Here is a 15,213-nt window from a genome sequence, read left to right as displayed (position 1 = left end):
TGCACTAGAGTGGCGAGTGGCTGACGGTGGCGCTGTACTGGTGAGCGGGTGTGCGAAAGGGTGAGGACGGGCGTAATGGCGATACAGGACTGGGCCGACGCGCCAGAGGTCCATCCCTCGAAGATCCGCGTCGGGGACATCATCTCGGTGACCTACGTCGACGCGTCCGGCCGGCGGCGTACGCAGCACAACGTGTACATCCCGTGGTCGATGACCGTCACGCCGATCTCGCAGTCCGACGTGGGCTCCGTCGAGGCGTCCAGCCTCTTCCGGGTCAGCCGGCTCAACTGCTCGATCACGACGAGCGACGGAACCGTCCTGTCGTCGAACACCAACGACTCGCCGCAGACGAGCTGCTGATGGTCAGCAGGTATTCGGTGTACCGCCGCGGCGACGACACCATTTCACCGGACGTCATCGACCGCATCCTGATCGGTGCGTGCGCGGCCGTCTGGCTGGTGTTGCTGGGCGTAAGCGTGGCCGCGGCCGTCGCGCTGGCGGATTTGGGCCGGGGCTTTCACAAAGCGGCCAGCGGCACGCATTCCACCTCTTGGGTGCTGTATGCCGTGATCGTCGTCTCGGCGCTGATCATCGCCGGGGCGATCCCGATGCTGATCCGCGCGCGCCGGATGGCCCAAACCGACCCGGCCGCCCGGGGGATGACGGCACCCAGCCGGCCGCCGGTGCGGCTGATGTCGCAGGCGCCGCGCACCGCGGCCGAGCGGGCGCGGCAACCGAAGCCCCAGGCGCCCGCAGCGGTGGTGGATTCCGACTGGTCGGGTGAGACCGTCGATCGGGTCTGGTTGCGCGGCACCGTGCTGTTGGTGACCGCGATGGGCGCAGCGCTGGTGGCGGTGGCGACGGCGACCTACCTGATGGCCGTGGGCCACGACGGCCCGTCCTGGGTCGCCTACGTCGTCGCCGGGGTCGTCACCGCGGGGATGCCGGCGATCGAATGGCTGCACGTTCGCCAGCTGCGCCAGGTCGTCGACGCGGCGTAGGCGCGATCAGGACGCCTTGGCGTACCTGCGAACCAGTTCGTCCTCGCCGAACGTGCCCGTGTGCTGCGCACCGTTGTCGTCGCGGCCGAAAAACGTCCAGCGCCGGGGGGTCGACTGCGGCCCACTGATCATCTTGACGGTGTAGCGCAGCTTCGTGGGGCGCAGCGTGCCGATGATGTCACCGACGCGGATCTTCGAGGGATGGACCTCTGGCGCGTCGGCCCAGTCCTGTATCGCCATTACGCCCGTCCTCACCGTTTCGGCCCCCCGCTCACCAGGACAGCGCCACGGTCAGGCACTCGCCACTCTAGTGCAACGGCGCGGACGGGCCGGTTGCCGCGGCGCAGGGGTGATCGCCATCCGTGCGGTCACCCTGGCCGTCCCGAGACCTCACCGGGGGCGTAGCGTCGACGACGAGCCGTTTCGTTGTCAGCGGTGGTCCGTCCCATCGGCGCGGGTCCCACCCATGGGCAATGCGATTCCTCCGTCCGCCCCGCGCTCGCCGGGGCGAACGACGCCGACGTGAAGGAAACCGCCCGTGGATGCTGCAACAGTGCCTGGCCGCGACCGCGGAGTCCGTCGATGATCGCACCATCGGAGCGCCGGCGCCGCGCGAACCCCGTCCGGCTGTCGGTGGCGCGGGAACTCGGCCGGGCGATCGACGGCGCGTGGTGGCCCCGCGCGGACCGCATCACCAACGAGCTACCCGACCTGGTCTCCGTGCTGACCCCGTTGCTCGGGGACATCGAGTCCATCAACGTCAACTGGCCACCGCTGCAGCGACCACCCGACCTGAACTGGTCGGGATGGGAACGGAAACGACAGCACGTGATGACCGTCGTCGGGGCCGACGCCCGGGTCAACCTATTGGTCATCCCGTACGCGACCTACAGCGCGCTCGCCCTGATGGTGTTGCGCTGCGCGGCCAACCTACCCGTCGAAGCGCGCGACCAGACGAAGGCGGCGTTCCTGACCGCCGGCTGTGTGCTGCGCGCCGCTCACCAGCAGTGCGGCACGGCCGTCACCGAACCAGCACGAGGCTAGTGGTGCTCGCCGTTCTTGCCGTTTGAACCGTTCTTCCCGTTTGAACCGACGGTGCTCTCCTGGTGCTCGCGCAGGGCGGTGAGGGCACGTTGCTCGGAGCCGTGTGCCGCCTCGCGCAGCGCCGCGTCCTCGGACGCCGGGTCGGCGAACAGGAAGCTGCCGTGCCCGGGCGAACCGGCCGAGCCCAGCTTGTTCATCCGCTTGGGCAGCGCCGCGCCCTGGTACTCGAGCGGGAGCGGGTGGCCGTGGTCGTCGACCGGGCCGAGCGGCTGATGCAGCTCGATGTACGCGCCGTGCGGCAGCCGCTTGATGATGCCCGTCTCGATGCCGTGCGCCAGCACCTCCCGGTCGCTGCGCTGCAACGCGATGCACCACCGATAGGCGATGAAGTAGACCACGGGCGGCAGGACGACCATTCCGATGCGGCCGATCCAGGTCGTCGCGTTCAGCGAGATCTGAAACTTCAGGGCGATGATGTCGTTCATCGCGCTGAGGGTCAGCACCATGTAGAACGCGATCGCCATCGCGCCGATCGCCGTGCGCACCGGGGCGTCACGCGGCCGTTGCAGCAGGTTGTGGTGGGCGTAGTCACCGCTGAACCGCTTCTCCAAGAAGGGGTAGACGATCAGCAGGATGAAGATCAGGCCCATCAGCAGCGCCACCCAGACCGGGGCGGGAATGGTGTGGTGCCAGAAGTAGAACTCCCACGGGGGCCAGATACGCGCCAGGCCCTCGGTCCACATCATGTAGAAGTCGGGCTGCGAGCCCGCCGACACGTGAGATGGCTTGTAGGGACCCAGGTTCCAGATCGGGTTGATCTGCAACAGCCCACCCATCAGGCCGAGCACACCCACGATCGCGGCGAAGAACGCGCCGGATTTCACCGCGAAGATCGGCATCACGCGCACGCCCACCACGTTGTGCTCGGTGCGGCCCGGGCCGGGGAACTGGGTGTGCTTCTGGAACCACACCATCGCGAGGTGCAGCCCGATCAGCGCCAGGATGATCCCCGGAAGCAGCAGGATGTGCAGCGCATACATCCGCGGGATGATCGTGCCCACGGTCGCGCACTCGTTACCCACACCGCCGCAAGGGAAGTCACCGCCGAACAACGCCCAGTGCAGCCAGGTGCCGATCACCGGCATTCCCAACGTGATCGAGGAGAGCGCGGCGCGCAGCCCGATACCCGACAACAGGTCGTCGGGCAGCGAGTAACCGAAGTACCCCTCGAACATGGCCAGGATCAACAGCAGCGAGCCGATCACCCAGTTCGCCTCGCGGGGCCGGCGGAACGCTCCGGTGAAGAAGATGCGGGCCAGGTGCACCATGATGGACGCGGCGAAAATCAAAGCGGCCCAATGGTGTACCTGCCGGACGAACAGGCCGCCACGCACCTCGAACGAGATGTCCAGGGTCGAGGCGAACGCCTTCGACATGTCCACACCGCGCAACGGCTGGTAGGCGCCGTTGTAGGTGACCTCGGCCATGGACGGGTCGAAGAACAGAGTCAGGTACACGCCGGTGAGCAGCAGCACGATGAAGCTGTACATCGCGATCTCGCCCAGCAGGAACGACCAGTGCGTCGGGAAGACCTTGTTCAGCTGCCTGCGCACGGCCGCCGAGGGGTGATAGCGGGTGTCGATGTCCTCGCCCTGGCGGGCCAGGACATCGCCGATCTTCGGCGGTTTCGGGGGACTCAGCTTGGGACTCATGTTGTCGTCCTCTCCCAGAATGCCGGTCCGACGGGCTCGACGAAGTCACCGTTGGCGACCAGATACCCGTTGGAGTCGATCGTGATGGGCAGTTGCGCGAGCGCGCGTGCCGCCGGGCCGAAGATCGGCTTGGCGAAGTGCAGCGCGTCGAACTGCGACTGGTGGCAGGGGCACAGGATCCGGTAGGACTGCTCCTCGTACAGCGACGCGGGGCAACCGAGGTGCGAGCAGACCTTGGTGTAGGCGAAGAACTCACCGAAGTTGAAGCTCTCCTGGCCTTGGCGCTTGACCACCCGCGGCATGTCCGTCGGCCGGATCCGGATGAGCATCACGGGGTTGCGGACGCCCTGGTTGATCGCGCGCAGCTTCTCCTGCGACTCCGGCGTGGTGCCGTCGCCGTCGGATTCCCGCCAGGGGAACACCGTCTCCATGCCGCCGGCGTCGAGGTCTTCGGGCCGCATCTTGGTGAACGGTGACGCGCCGGCCGAGCCGGTGGCCCGCGCGAGGAAGATGGTCTCGCCCGCATACCGCGGGGTCCATCCGGAGGTCCACAGCACGGCCTTCTTGCCATCTGCGGTGGGCACCACCGGTTTCCACGGGTTCTTGATCAGCCCACCGGCGAAGGCCACCAGGGTCGACAGACCGAACGCGCCCAGGCCCAGCCCCAGCGACGCGCCAATCACCTTGCGGCGGCGGACGGTCGAGCCCTCGAGGGCGTCGGTCAGGTTCGCCACGACCGTCTTGCGGTCGATGTCACGGGAGGCGCCGTCGTGGCGTTGCTGGATCGAAATCTCTTCGGGGATAAACCTTTTCTGGTAGAGGATGGTGCCGACCGCGATCGACAGGATCGACATCCCGAAGGTCAGCCCGTACAGCGGGGTGGCCAGGTCGTACAGCAGGCTGCCGGCGGCGTTCTTGGGCTTGTACTCCCACGGCCAGAACAGGAAGACCAACAGCAGCGCCAGTCCGAAGCCGCCGCCGAGCAGCAGCCACAGGGCGACGCCACGCTCGGCGCGCTTCTCGGCCTTGGTGCCCTCGACAGGCCAGCGGGGTTCCTTGACGATCGTCTCGACGCCGTCGAGCTTGCCGCCCAGCGCCACCAGCTCCTCGCGCGACATCGCCGCGAGCGCTGCGTCGTCGGGTTCCCTCTCGCCGACACCATGTGCGGATCCGCCGGTGTCAGAGCCGCGAACGTCCTTTTCGCTCATGATGCTCGTGCCCCAATCCACAATGCCAAACCGATGGCGGCGACCATCCCGATGATCCACGCCGCCATGCCCTCGGGCGCGGGCCCGAAACCGCCCAGGCCGTACCCGCCGGGCTGGCGCTCCTCGGTGACCGCCTTGATGTAGCCGATGATGTCCTTCTTCTCGTCGAAGGACAGCTGGCGGTCGGAGAACTTCGGCATATTCTGCGGGCCGGTCCGCATGGCCGCCAGGATCTGCTGCTCGTTGGCCGGCTCCAGGGGCGGCGCGTACTTGCCCGACGACAGCGCCCCACCCTTGCCGGTGAAGTTGTGGCAGGACGAGCAGTTCAGCCGGAACAGGTCCCCGCCGCGACCGAGGTCGTCGCCGCGCAGCGACTTCATCGCCAGGCTGCCGTCGGGGTTGCGCACCGTGGTGGGGCCGCCGCCGTTGGCCTGCACGTACGCGCCCAGGGCGTCGACCTGAGCCTCGTCGAAGATCGGCTCCTTGCGCGGCGCCTGGGCTTCGCCGGTCATCGCGGGCATCCGGCCGGTGGACACCTGGAAGTAGACGGCCTCCTCGCCGACCCCGACCAGGCTGGGTCCGCGGTCGGGCACGCCCTGCAGGTTGGCGCCGTGGCACGAGACGCAGGACGTCTCGAACAGTTGTTTGCCGGTGCGCAGCAGCGCCGAGGACGACTCGTCGGCGACGGCCACCTGCGGGCGCGGCGTCAGCACGGCGGCCAGCCCGCCGGCGATGGTCAGCGCGATCAGCAGCAGCAGCCCGCCCGACAAGCGGCGGCGCAGGCGCCGCCGGGAGCGGTCACTCGCGGCGTTTCGCGGCTTTCGGTTTCGCATGGACCCCAGCTTCTTCAACCGAGCACTCCTGTTCATTCCGTTATTCGGAGCCGTCGGCTCATCGGATGAAATAGATCACGGTGAACAGCGCGATCCACACGATGTCGACGAAATGCCAGTAGTAGGACACGACGATGCTCGCGGTGGCCTGCGCCGGGGTGAACTTGCTCATCGCGGTGCGGGCCAGCAGGAAGATGAAGGCGATCAGACCGCCGGTGACGTGCAGCCCGTGGAACCCGGTCGCCAGGTAGAACACGCTGCCGTATGCGCTGCCGGGGATCGTGGTGCCGTGCGTGGCCAGGTGGTAGTACTCGTAGCCCTGCCCGCAAACGAAGAAAAGCCCCATCAGGAAGGTGATCACGTACCAGCGGCGCAGCCCGAAGACGTCGCCGCGTTCGGCCGCGAACACCCCCATCTGGCAGGTGAACGACGACGCGATCAGCACCAGCGTCACCGGGACGGCCTGATAGAGGTTGAGTTCGGTCGGCGGCGGCGGCCACTTTCCGCCCGACTGCGCACGCGCGGTGAAGTACATCGCGAACAGGCCGGCAAAGAACATCAGCTCGCTGGAGAGCCAAACGATGGTGCCGACACTGACCATGTTGGGTCGATTCAACGAATGAACCCGCGACGTGATTGCAGTACCTGAGGTCCCTACAGCGCTGGTCACATCCGCAAGTATGACGCTTTGTAGTTGTTGAACTCCACCCGGGGCGGCATTTGATGTTTTCGCGTCGCGACCACGGCCGGAGCGGGCGGCCTTCCGCGGCGGTTGGGGCGGGTTCGGTCCTCGTGGGACCATCGGCGCGTGGCTCTGTCATCTGAGGCGTCATCCCTCGGGGGTTCCGCCGCCGACGCGGCAGGGACGGCGCCGTCGTGGCCGCGGATCCTGGCCCGGTTGACCGACGGGCACGACCTGGCCCGCGGCCAGTCCGCCTGGGCGATGGCGCAGATCATGTCGGGCGACGCGAGCCCGGCCCAGGTCGCCGCCTTCGCGGTGGCGATGAAGATGAAAGTGCCCACTTCGGCCGAGGTCGGCGAGCTGGCCGACGTCATGCTGAGCCACGCGCGCCCGCTGCCCGACGGCATGCGCGACGACGCCGTGGACATCGTCGGAACCGGTGGTGACGGCGTCAACACGTTCAACCTGTCCACGATGGCGGCGATCGTGGTCGCCGCCGCGGGCGTGCCCGTGGTCAAACACGGCAACCGTGCGTCGTCGTCGCTGTCCGGCGGCGCCGACACGCTGGAGGCGCTCGGGGTGCGCATCGAGCTCGAACCCGAGCAGGTCGCCCAAAGCCTCACGGAGGTGGGGATCGGGTTCTGCTTCGCGCCGCTGTTTCACCCGTCGTACCGGCACGCGTCGGCGGCGCGCCGCGAGATCGGCGTGCCGACAGTGTTCAATCTGCTTGGGCCCCTTACCAATCCGGCCAGGCCGCGGGCCGGTTTGATCGGTTGCGCGTTCGCCAACCTGGCCGAGGTGATGGCGGGGGTGTTCGCCGGGCGCCGGTCCAGCGTGCTGGTGGTGCACGGCGACGACGGGCTCGACGAGCTGACCACGACGACCACCAGCACGATTTGGCGCGTGCAGGCCGGCACGGTGGACCGGCTGACGTTCGATCCGGCCGGATTCGGTTTCGCCCGCGCCGATCTCGGCGATCTGCTGGGCGGCGACGCGCAAGCCAACGCGGCGGAGGTGCGGGCGGTGCTGGCCGGCGGCAAGGGGCCCGTCCGGGACGCCGTCGTGCTCAATGCCGCCGGGGCGATCGTCGCGCACGCCGGGCTATCCAGCCGCGCTGAATGGCTGCCGGCGTGGGAGGACGGGCTGCGGCGGGCCGCCGCGGCGATCGACTCCGGTGCGGCCGAACAGCTGCTCGCGCGATGGGTGCGGTTCGGCCAGCAAGTCTGAATCGTGGTGCGCCGCCTGCTCATAGGCGAGCCGGGCCGAACGCGCCGAGGCCGCCCACGCCGCCCACGCGCCGGCGGAGCGCAGCGGTGAGGCCCAGCCGGCGGCGTCGGGGGAGTCGTCGACGCGCACGATGCGCACCCCCGGCCCGGCCAGCCAGCGCGCGATGAGGGCGGACTCTTCAACCAACGCGCCGCCCAGCGGGGCCGCGCTCGGCAAAATCGCCTGTGCGCCAGCAACAATCGCGTCGACCACCGGCATCGGGGGCACCCCTCGCCGGGCGGAGCCCGCCGCGGCGAGCTGGCCGTGCCGGACGACGGCGAGGTGGTAGCCGCCCTCCCCGTCGGGCGCGGCGGCGATCAGCTCGGGCAGCGCGGCCAGGGCGCGCAGCCGCTGGCCGCGCCACAGGATCTCGACGGCCGTGGCGGTGCGGTCGCGCAGGCGGGCGGCGCTTTCGAAGTGGCGGCGTTCGGCCAGCGCCGTGACCTGGTCGACCGCGGCGGCCAGGGCGGCGTTCTCCAGGCCGTCGATTAGCGCCGCGGCGTGCGCCACGGCCGCGGCGTATTGGGTGGCCGTGATGTCGCGGGCCGCGGGGCAGGGCGACACCTCGACCTCGGCGCAGGCCGGGCCGTGCAGGACCGAGCGTCCCAGCCGGGCGGTGCAGGTCCGCAGCCCGGTGAAGCGGGCCAGCAGGGCGGCCGTGTCGGCGGCGTCGGCGCGCGACCGGAACGGGCCCACGGCGCGGTCGTGGCGGGGCGCGCGCACCACCGCGAGCCGCGGGAACGCCTCGTCGGTGAGCGCCACCCACCACCACCGGTGCGGGAACCGCGACCGGCGGTTGTAGGGCGGGGCGTGCGCGGCCAGCAGCCGCAGCTCGCGCACGCCGGCCTCCAGTGCGTGGGCGCACTCGACGTGGTCGACCGCGATGGCCAGGTTGACCATCTCCTTCATCCGGCCGCGCGGGTCCGCCCCGGAGAAGTACTGGCCGACCCGGCGGCGCAGGTCGACGGCGGTGCCGATGTAGAGCACCTCACCGGAGGGCCCGCGGAACAGGTAGACGCCCGGCCGGCGCGGCAGGCCCTCGGCGAGGACCCGCTTGCGCCGCTGGGCCGGGGTCACGTCCGGCAGGTAGGCGCGCAGGTCGGCATAGGTGTGCACGCCCTGGTTGCCCACCCGCTCGATCAGTGCGTGCAGCACGTCGACGGTGGCGCGCGCGTCGTCGAGGGCGCGGTGGGTGGGCTGCGTGGCGACGGCGAACAGCCGCGCCAGGGCGGCCAGCCGCACGCTGGGGGCTTCCTCGCGGCTGAGCACCCGGCGGGCCAGCCGCACCGTGCACAGCACCTTCGGCCGGGGCCAGGGGATGTCGCACCTGGCCGCCGCGGCGCGCAGGAACCCGATGTCGAAGCCGGCGTTGTGGGCGACCAGCACCGCGTCCCCGGCGAACTCGAGGAACATCGGCAACACCGCATCGATGGTCGGAGCGTCGGACACCATCGCCGTCGTGATGCCGGTCAGCTGCACGATCTGCGGCGGGATCGTGCGCTGTGGGTCGACGAGCGTGGCAAACTCGCCGAGCACCACGCCGCCGCGAACCTTGACCGCCCCGATCTCGGTGATGGCGTCGGGCGTGTGGCCGTCCGTGCTCTTCGTGCGCCCGCCGGTGGTCTCCAGGTCGACCACCACGAAGGTGGTGTCACGCAGCGGGACGTCGGCGGTGGCAAAGGGCGACCCCACGTCGGCGAAGCTGAGCTGAGTCGCACCACCGGCACCCATGGCCGCGAGGTTAAGCGTCACCACCGACACCCGCGCGGCTCCCACGCCGGGGGCGGGTCGGGCCGGTTGCCAGCCGAAACGCGGCGCCGGCTGGTTGTCGGTGGCGGCGGTTACGGTTCGGACAGTCCGACCTGACGTTCACCCAGCCCGACCGAGAGGACCGATCCCGATGGCGCGAAGCAGCAGACCCGACAGCTACGGCGCGAACGCGCCGGACGCGGGCGGCCCGGTGGTGATCGACTGTGACGACTGCGCGGTGCGCGGGCCCGGATGCCGGGATTGCGTCGTCAGCGTGATACTCGGGGTCCCGGAAACTTTGTTGGAAGACGAATGCGCTGCGTTGGCGGTGCTTGCCGATGTCGGCCTTGCTCCCCGATTGCGGTTGGTGCCTATCCGCCGCGAGCACGATTCGGGCGTCGCCTAAGATGCTTTGTGTGCCAAAGGTTTACGAGAGGGTCGGAGTCATTCACACGATAATGACAGAAATCTATCCAATTTCTTAACCGCTCGCTTTGGACAAACGTCGATATCGTTTCGTAACCTGTTTGAGACCTAAACCAGCTCGACGGCGCGTGGGCGCGTCGGTGGCCGTTTAAGGAAGCAAATCTTGAGGCTTGACTCTAGATACCCGTTTGCGCGTGTCCTCACACGAACTGCCATCGGGACGCTAGCGGGCTTCACTGTGTTATCGGGTGTCCTTGCTGCGCACGTCTCGGCCGACCCGGCCGACGACGCGCTGGCGAAACTCAACGAGTTGTCCCGCCAGGCCGAGCAGACCACCGAGGCGATGCACAGCGCGCAGCTCGACCTGAACGACAAGTTGGTGGCCCAGCGTGCGGCGGACAAGAAGCACGACGACGCGCAGGCCGCCGTCGATGCCGCCAAGGCTCGGCTGGCGTCCTACCAGAACGCCGTCAACAAACTCGCCGCCGCGACCTACATGGGCGGCCGCGTGGACGGCATGACGGCCATGTTGACCGCCGGATCGCCGCAAGGGCTGATCGACAAGCTGGCCATGCAGCGCCAGATGGCGACGCAGATGGCCGACCAGATGAAGAACTTCCGGATCGCCAACGAGCAGGCCGCCAAGGCCGAGCGGGAGTCCGCCAAGTCCGCCGCCGACGCCAAGAGCGCGGCCGAGCAGGCCGCCGCGGTGCGAGCGAGCCTGCAGTCCAAGCAGAGTCAGCTGCAGGTGCAGATCGCGGTGGTCAAGTCGCAGTACGTGTCCTTGTCGCCCGAGCAGCGCACCGCGCTCGCCGATCCCGGCACCATCCCCGCCGGTCTTCCGGTACCTGGCGCGCCCGCGCCGGAGGCCGCGCCTCCGGGCGCGCCGCCACCGGCCGGGCTGGCACCCGGTGAGGCGCCGCCTCCCGGCGGAATGCCCGGGCCGTTCGGCGGGGGGGTCGGCGGCGGTGACCGCGCGACCGTCGTGCAGGCTGCGCTGACCCAGGTCGGCTCACCCTACGTGTGGGGCGGCGCCGCGCCCGGTGGGTTCGACTGCTCCGGACTGGTGATGTGGGCGTTCCAGCAGGCCGGCATTTCCCTGCCGCACTCCAGCCAGGCGCAGGCTCAAGGCGGTCAGCCGGTGGCGCTCTCGGACCTGCAGCCCGGCGACGTGATCACCTTCTACAACGACGCGTCACACAGCGGCCTCTACGTCGGTGACGGCATGGTGATCCATTCCTCCACCTACGGCCAGCCGGTGCGCGTGGTGCCGATGAACGCGGCAGGCCCGGTCCACGACGCTCGCCGCTACTAGAGGCCCCGGCCGGCGGAGCCGGCTCACGCTGCTGCTGGCCTGGGTGTTCCTGGTCGAGCTCGTCGTCGCGGCGGCCGTGCCGCTCGAAGCCGGGCGCGGTGTCGGGATACGACCCGCGCAGCTGGTCACACCCACGCGTAGCCAGGCCGGCCCAACGACGAAGTCGATGGTCGCCGGTGACCGCACCGTTCGGCTGATCGGGTTCGGCGGGCCGGCCGGTGAGCGCCTGCTCTCGCGGGTGGCCTCCGACATCGGCGACGCGATCAACGCGGTCGAGGCGTTCTGGGGAGGGCAATGGCCGCGCGACATCTCGCTGGTCGCGGCCCGCACCGACGAGGAGTTCCGCGCCGCCGCGGGCGGGGGACCGGCGGCGCAGTGGGCCGACATCGCCGCGGTGACGGTCGCCGACCGCGTCGATCCCGCGCACCGGACGGCGACGGGTGAGCGGATCGTCTTCGCGCCCGGGGCGGCCACCATGACCGCGGGTGCGCTGCGAATCGTGTTGGCGCACGAGCTTTTTCATTATGCCGCCCGGGCCGACACCGCCGCGGACGCACCCCGATGGCTCACCGAGGGCGTCGCCGACTTCGTCGCCCGGCCCCGCACGCCGGTGCCCGCCGACGCGTTGCCGGTCCCGCTGGCGTTGCCCTCGGACGCCGACCTCGACGCGCCCGGGTCACAGCGCTCGCTCGCCTACGACCGCGCGTGGTGGTTCGCGCGTTTCGTCGCCGACACCTACGGCGCGGCCAAGCTGCGCGACCTGTACCTGGCCGCCTGCGGGGTCGGCCACACCGACGTGCCCACCGCCATCCACGACGTCCTGGCCACCGATTCGGCCGGCCTGCTCGCGCGCTGGCACGACTGGCTGACGCACTCGGGCTGAGGAGATGCCCCGCACGGACCGGGCTCCCGGGCAGGCTAGCCTGACGCAGTGAGTCGGGTCCTGCTGGTTACCAACGACTTTCCGCCCCGGCCGGGCGGCATCCAGTCCTACCTGAGCGACTTCGTCGGACGGCTGGTCGACGCCCGGCTGCATTCAGTGACGGTGTACGCACCGCAATGGAAGGGCGCCGACGCCTTCGACAAGTCGGCCGAGGCGGCCGGTTACCGGGTGTACCGCCACCCGGGCACGTTGATGCTGCCCGGGCCGGCGGTGGACGCCCGGATGCGCCGGCTGATCGCCGAGCACGACATCGACACCGTCTGGTTCGGAGCGGCGGCGCCGCTGGCGCTGCTGGCCCAGCGCGCCCGCCAGGCCGGGGCCAGGCGAGTGGTGGCCAGCACGCACGGCCACGAGGTCGGCTGGTCGATGCTGCCGGTCGCGCGGTCGGTGCTGCGCCGCATCGGCGACACCACCGACGTCGTCACGTTCGTCAGCCGCTACACGCGCGCCCGGTTCGCGCCGGCGTTCGGCCCCAAGGCCTCGCTGGAATACCTGCCGCCCGGGGTCAACACCGACCGGTTCCGGCCCGACCCGGCGGCGGGGGCGGAGCTGCGCGACCGGTACCGGTTGGGCGAGCGGCCGACGGTGGTGTGCGTGTCCCGGCTGGTGCCGCGCAAGGGGCAGGACACCTTGATCAGGGCGCTGCCGTCGATCCGGCAACGCGTCGACGGCGCCGCGCTGGTGATCGTCGGCGGCGGCCCCTACCTGGACTCGCTGCGCAAGCTGGCCCGCGATTGCGGGGTGGCCGAGCACGTGACGTTCACCGGGGGAGTGCCGGCCGCCGAACTTCCCGCCCACCATGCGCTTGCCGACGTCTTCGCGATGCCGTGCCGCACCCGCGGCGCCGGCATGGACGTCGAGGGGCTGGGCATCGTATTCCTCGAGGCGTCCGCCACCGGCAAGCCGGTGATCGCCGGTGACTCCGGCGGGGCGCCGGAAGCCGTGCAGCACAACAAGACTGGACTGGTCGTCGACGGCCGGTCGGCGGACGCGGTGGCCGACTCCGTCGCCGAGGTGCTCGGCGACCCGGACCGGGCCGCGGCGATGGGGGCGGCCGGGCGGGAGTGGGTGATGGCCCACTGGCGGTGGGACACGCTCGCGGCGCGGCTGGCCGAGATCCTCCGCGCGTGACGGCCGGCGCTCGAGCGTCACGCTGGCGTGACGATCGGCGCCCCGTGTCACGCTGGCGTGACGCCCGGCGGACGAAGAGGCGGGCCGCTAGTCCTTCTCGTAGATCCAGTCGATGTCGGAGGCGAACTTCTCGGCCACCACGTTGCGCTTGACCTTCATCGTCGGGGTCAGCTCACCGGTGTCCTCGGTGAAATCGACCGGCAGGATGCGGAATTTACGGATGGACTCGGCGTGCGACACCGCCTGGTTGGCGTGCTTGACGGCCGCGTCGACCTCGGCGATCAGGTCCGGGTCGTTGACCAGGTCGGCCACCGACGCGCCGGCCGCCTTGTGGTTGCGTTCCTTCCAGCCGACGAACGCCTCGGGGTCGATGGTGATCAACGCGCCGATGAACGGCTTGGCGTCGCCCACCACCATGGCCTGGCTGATCAGCGCGTGCGCGCGCAGCTGGTCCTCGAGCACCGCCGGGGCGACGTTCTTGCCGCCGGCGGTCACGATGATCTCCTTCTTGCGTCCGGTGATCTTCAGGAAGCCGTCCTCGTCGAGCGCGCCGAGGTCACCGGTCTTGAACCAGCCGTCGGTGAACGCGTCGTTGGTGGCCTGCTCGTTGCGCCAGTAGCCGCTGAACACCACGCCGCCGCGCACCAGCAGCTCGCCGTCCTCGGCGATGCGCATGCTGTTGCCCGGCAACAACGTTCCGACCGTTCCGATGCGCACGTTGCCGACCTGGTTGACCGTGATCGCCGAGCTGGTCTCGGTCAGGCCGTAGCCCTCGTGGATGGTCAGCCCGACGCCGCGGTAGAAGTGGCCCAGCCGCGCGCCCAGCGGGGCGCCGCCCGAGACCGACGCGTGGCACTCACCGCCCAGCGCGGCCCGCAGCTTGTGATAGACCAGCCGGTCGAACAACGCATGCTTGGCGCGCAGCACCAGCCCGGTGCGCCCGCGGTCCTGCGCCTGGCTCCAGTCGACGGCGGTCTGCACGGCGGCCGCGAAGATCCGCCCCTTGCCGTCGTTGACCGCGTTCTGCTCGGCGGTGTTGTAGACCTTCTCGAACACCCGGGGGACCGACACCACGACCGTCGGCTTGAACACCGCGAACATCGGCAGCAGGTTCTTGATGTCGCTGGTGAACCCGACCGTCACCTTGTTGGCGAACGCCGAGAGCGTCAGGGAGCGCGCCAGCACGTGGGCCAGCGGCAGGAAGATCAGCAGCCGCTGCCCCTCGTCCAGCAGCGTCGGCAGGCACTCCTTGGCGCCCCGCGTCTCGTACAGCAGGTTGGAATGGGTGAGCTGGCAGCCCTTGGGCCGTCCGGTGGTGCCGGAGGTGTAGATCAGCGTCGCCGGGTCGTCGGAGCGCAGCGCCTCCTGGCGGGCGGTGAGCTCGGCGGGCTCCACCGACGCGCCGGCCTCGACGAGCTGATCGAGCGCCTTGGGGCCCGAGCCGTCGATGTGCAGGACGCGGCGCAGCGCGGGCAGCTCGGCGGTGAGTTCGGTGACCATCGCCGCGTGCGCGTCGGTCTCGGCGAAGGCCAGCACCGCCTCGGAGTCCTGCAGCACCCAGCGCACCTGCTCGGCCGACGACGTCTCGTAGATCGGCACGGTGACCGCGCCGACGGACAGGATCGCGAGGTCGATGATCGCCCACTCGTAGCGGGTGGCCGAGAAGATGGACACCCGGTCACCGGCCTGGACCCCGAGCCCGATCAGGCCCAGCGCCGCGGAGCGAACCTGTTCGGCCACCTCGGCGCAGGTGACGTCGGTCCAGACGCCGTCGACCTGGCGCCGGAAGATGGCGAAGCCGGGGTCTGATCGCTCGTGGTCGAAGACCATGGCCGCGATGTTGTCGTGCTCGCCGACGGAGAAACGGGCGGGGACACTGTACTCACGCACTCTTGCTGACCTC

13 protein-coding genes and 2 pseudogenes are annotated in these 15,213 nt (G+C 70.1%); 8 read left to right on the top strand and 7 right to left on the bottom strand.

Going from position 1 to position 15,213, the window contains the following annotated elements; genetic code table 11:
- Positions 1 to 132: 132 nt before the first annotated feature.
- A pseudogene (locus A5681_RS12565) lies at positions 133 to 360 on the top strand (hypothetical protein); the annotation flags it as partial.
- Entirely contained in the window at positions 360 to 1,001 is a 642-nt protein-coding gene (locus A5681_RS12560; protein WP_067274579.1) for a DUF2561 family protein, read from the top strand. The pseudogene A5681_RS12565 and the gene A5681_RS12560, both read left to right, overlap by 1 nt.
- A 6-nt stretch (positions 1,002 to 1,007) precedes the next feature.
- Here A5681_RS12560 and A5681_RS12555 read toward each other — a convergent pair whose 3' ends face one another.
- Entirely contained in the window at positions 1,008 to 1,241 is a 234-nt protein-coding gene (locus A5681_RS12555) for a hypothetical protein (RefSeq protein ID WP_067274576.1), read from the bottom strand.
- 342 nt (positions 1,242 to 1,583) lie between these two features.
- Between A5681_RS12555 and A5681_RS12550 the strand changes: the two genes are divergently transcribed.
- Positions 1,584 to 2,045, top strand: a complete 462-nt coding sequence (locus A5681_RS12550; RefSeq protein WP_067274629.1) for a DUF5994 family protein — start codon at positions 1,584 to 1,586, stop codon at positions 2,043 to 2,045.
- Here the strand turns inward: A5681_RS12550 and A5681_RS12545 are convergent.
- From A5681_RS12545 to A5681_RS12530, 4 genes are read right to left on the bottom strand one after another with little or no spacing between them, the layout of a single operon-like run.
- On the bottom strand, positions 2,042 to 3,757 hold the full coding sequence (locus tag A5681_RS12545) for a cytochrome b (protein WP_067274574.1): 1,716 nt from the start codon (positions 3,755 to 3,757) through the stop codon (positions 2,042 to 2,044). The genes A5681_RS12550 and A5681_RS12545 overlap by 4 nt on opposite strands.
- Positions 3,754 to 4,965: a ubiquinol-cytochrome c reductase iron-sulfur subunit gene (locus A5681_RS12540; RefSeq protein WP_067274570.1), complete on the bottom strand. Its 1,212-nt coding sequence runs from the start codon at positions 4,963 to 4,965 to the stop codon at positions 3,754 to 3,756. Before A5681_RS12540 ends, A5681_RS12545 begins: the two co-directional genes overlap by 4 nt.
- Positions 4,962 to 5,816 (bottom strand): c-type cytochrome, encoded by an 855-nt coding sequence (locus tag A5681_RS12535; RefSeq protein WP_067274565.1) that lies wholly within the window; start codon positions 5,814 to 5,816, stop codon positions 4,962 to 4,964. The genes A5681_RS12540 and A5681_RS12535 overlap by 4 nt, the downstream gene beginning before the upstream one ends.
- A 40-nt stretch (positions 5,817 to 5,856) precedes the next feature.
- Complete coding sequence (locus tag A5681_RS12530) at positions 5,857 to 6,468, bottom strand: cytochrome c oxidase subunit 3 (protein ID WP_067274561.1); 612 nt, start codon at positions 6,466 to 6,468, stop codon at positions 5,857 to 5,859.
- Between the two features lie 138 nt (positions 6,469 to 6,606).
- Here A5681_RS12530 and trpD point away from each other — a divergent pair, with 138 nt between their 5' ends.
- A complete protein-coding gene (trpD, locus tag A5681_RS27700; RefSeq protein ID WP_231996296.1) occupies positions 6,607 to 7,707 on the top strand; it encodes an anthranilate phosphoribosyltransferase in 1,101 nt (366 codons plus the stop codon).
- Here the strand turns inward: trpD and A5681_RS12525 are convergent.
- Positions 7,645 to 9,477 (bottom strand): annotated as a pseudogene (locus tag A5681_RS12525) (DEDD exonuclease domain-containing protein); the annotation flags it as partial. The gene trpD and the pseudogene A5681_RS12525 overlap by 63 nt on opposite strands.
- A gap of 169 nt (positions 9,478 to 9,646) precedes the next feature.
- Between A5681_RS12525 and A5681_RS12520 the strand changes: the two are divergent.
- The 4 genes from A5681_RS12520 to pimB all read left to right on the top strand — a co-directional run bounded on the left by A5681_RS12520 (position 9,647) and on the right by pimB (position 13,310).
- On the top strand, positions 9,647 to 9,901 hold the full coding sequence (locus tag A5681_RS12520; protein ID WP_067274554.1) for a hypothetical protein: 255 nt from the start codon (positions 9,647 to 9,649) through the stop codon (positions 9,899 to 9,901).
- 183 nt (positions 9,902 to 10,084) lie between these two features.
- Positions 10,085 to 11,236 carry a peptidoglycan hydrolase RipC gene (ripC, locus tag A5681_RS12515; protein WP_067274551.1) on the top strand — a complete coding sequence of 384 codons (1,152 nt, stop codon included), beginning with the start codon at positions 10,085 to 10,087 and terminating at the stop codon, positions 11,234 to 11,236.
- A gap of 43 nt (positions 11,237 to 11,279) precedes the next feature.
- On the top strand, positions 11,280 to 12,119 hold the full coding sequence (locus A5681_RS12510; RefSeq protein ID WP_067274548.1) for a hypothetical protein: 840 nt from the start codon (positions 11,280 to 11,282) through the stop codon (positions 12,117 to 12,119).
- 48 nt (positions 12,120 to 12,167) lie between these two features.
- Positions 12,168 to 13,310: a GDP-mannose-dependent alpha-(1-6)-phosphatidylinositol monomannoside mannosyltransferase gene (pimB, locus tag A5681_RS12505; protein WP_067274545.1), complete on the top strand. Its 1,143-nt coding sequence runs from the start codon at positions 12,168 to 12,170 to the stop codon at positions 13,308 to 13,310.
- Between the two features lie 87 nt (positions 13,311 to 13,397).
- On the opposite strand, the gene A5681_RS12500 is transcribed toward pimB, so the two are convergent.
- Complete coding sequence (locus A5681_RS12500) at positions 13,398 to 15,200, bottom strand: AMP-dependent synthetase/ligase (protein WP_067274544.1); 1,803 nt, start codon at positions 15,198 to 15,200, stop codon at positions 13,398 to 13,400.
- Between the last annotated feature and the right edge of the window lie 13 nt (positions 15,201 to 15,213).

Source organism: Mycobacterium scrofulaceum, from assembly GCF_001667885.1.
Classification (GTDB): domain Bacteria; phylum Actinomycetota; class Actinomycetes; order Mycobacteriales; family Mycobacteriaceae; genus Mycobacterium; species Mycobacterium scrofulaceum_C.
The sequence above is the reverse complement of the archived record's forward strand: the minus strand, read 5'-3'. Positions and strand labels throughout refer to the sequence as shown.

Bases quoted from the DNA above. Each gene is read 5' to 3' on its own strand.
- A5681_RS12560 (WP_067274579.1), top strand. From the start codon at position 360: ATGGTCAGCAGGTATTCGGTGTACCGCCGCGGCGACGACACCATTTCA.
- A5681_RS12555 (WP_067274576.1), bottom strand. From the start codon at position 1,241: ATGGCGATACAGGACTGGGCCGACGCGCCAGAGGTCCATCCCTCGAAG.
- A5681_RS12550 (WP_067274629.1), top strand. From the start codon at position 1,584: ATGATCGCACCATCGGAGCGCCGGCGCCGCGCGAACCCCGTCCGGCTG.
- A5681_RS12545 (WP_067274574.1), bottom strand. From the start codon at position 3,757: ATGAGTCCCAAGCTGAGTCCCCCGAAACCGCCGAAGATCGGCGATGTC.
- A5681_RS12540 (WP_067274570.1), bottom strand. From the start codon at position 4,965: ATGAGCGAAAAGGACGTTCGCGGCTCTGACACCGGCGGATCCGCACAT.
- A5681_RS12520 (WP_067274554.1), top strand. From the start codon at position 9,647: ATGGCGCGAAGCAGCAGACCCGACAGCTACGGCGCGAACGCGCCGGAC.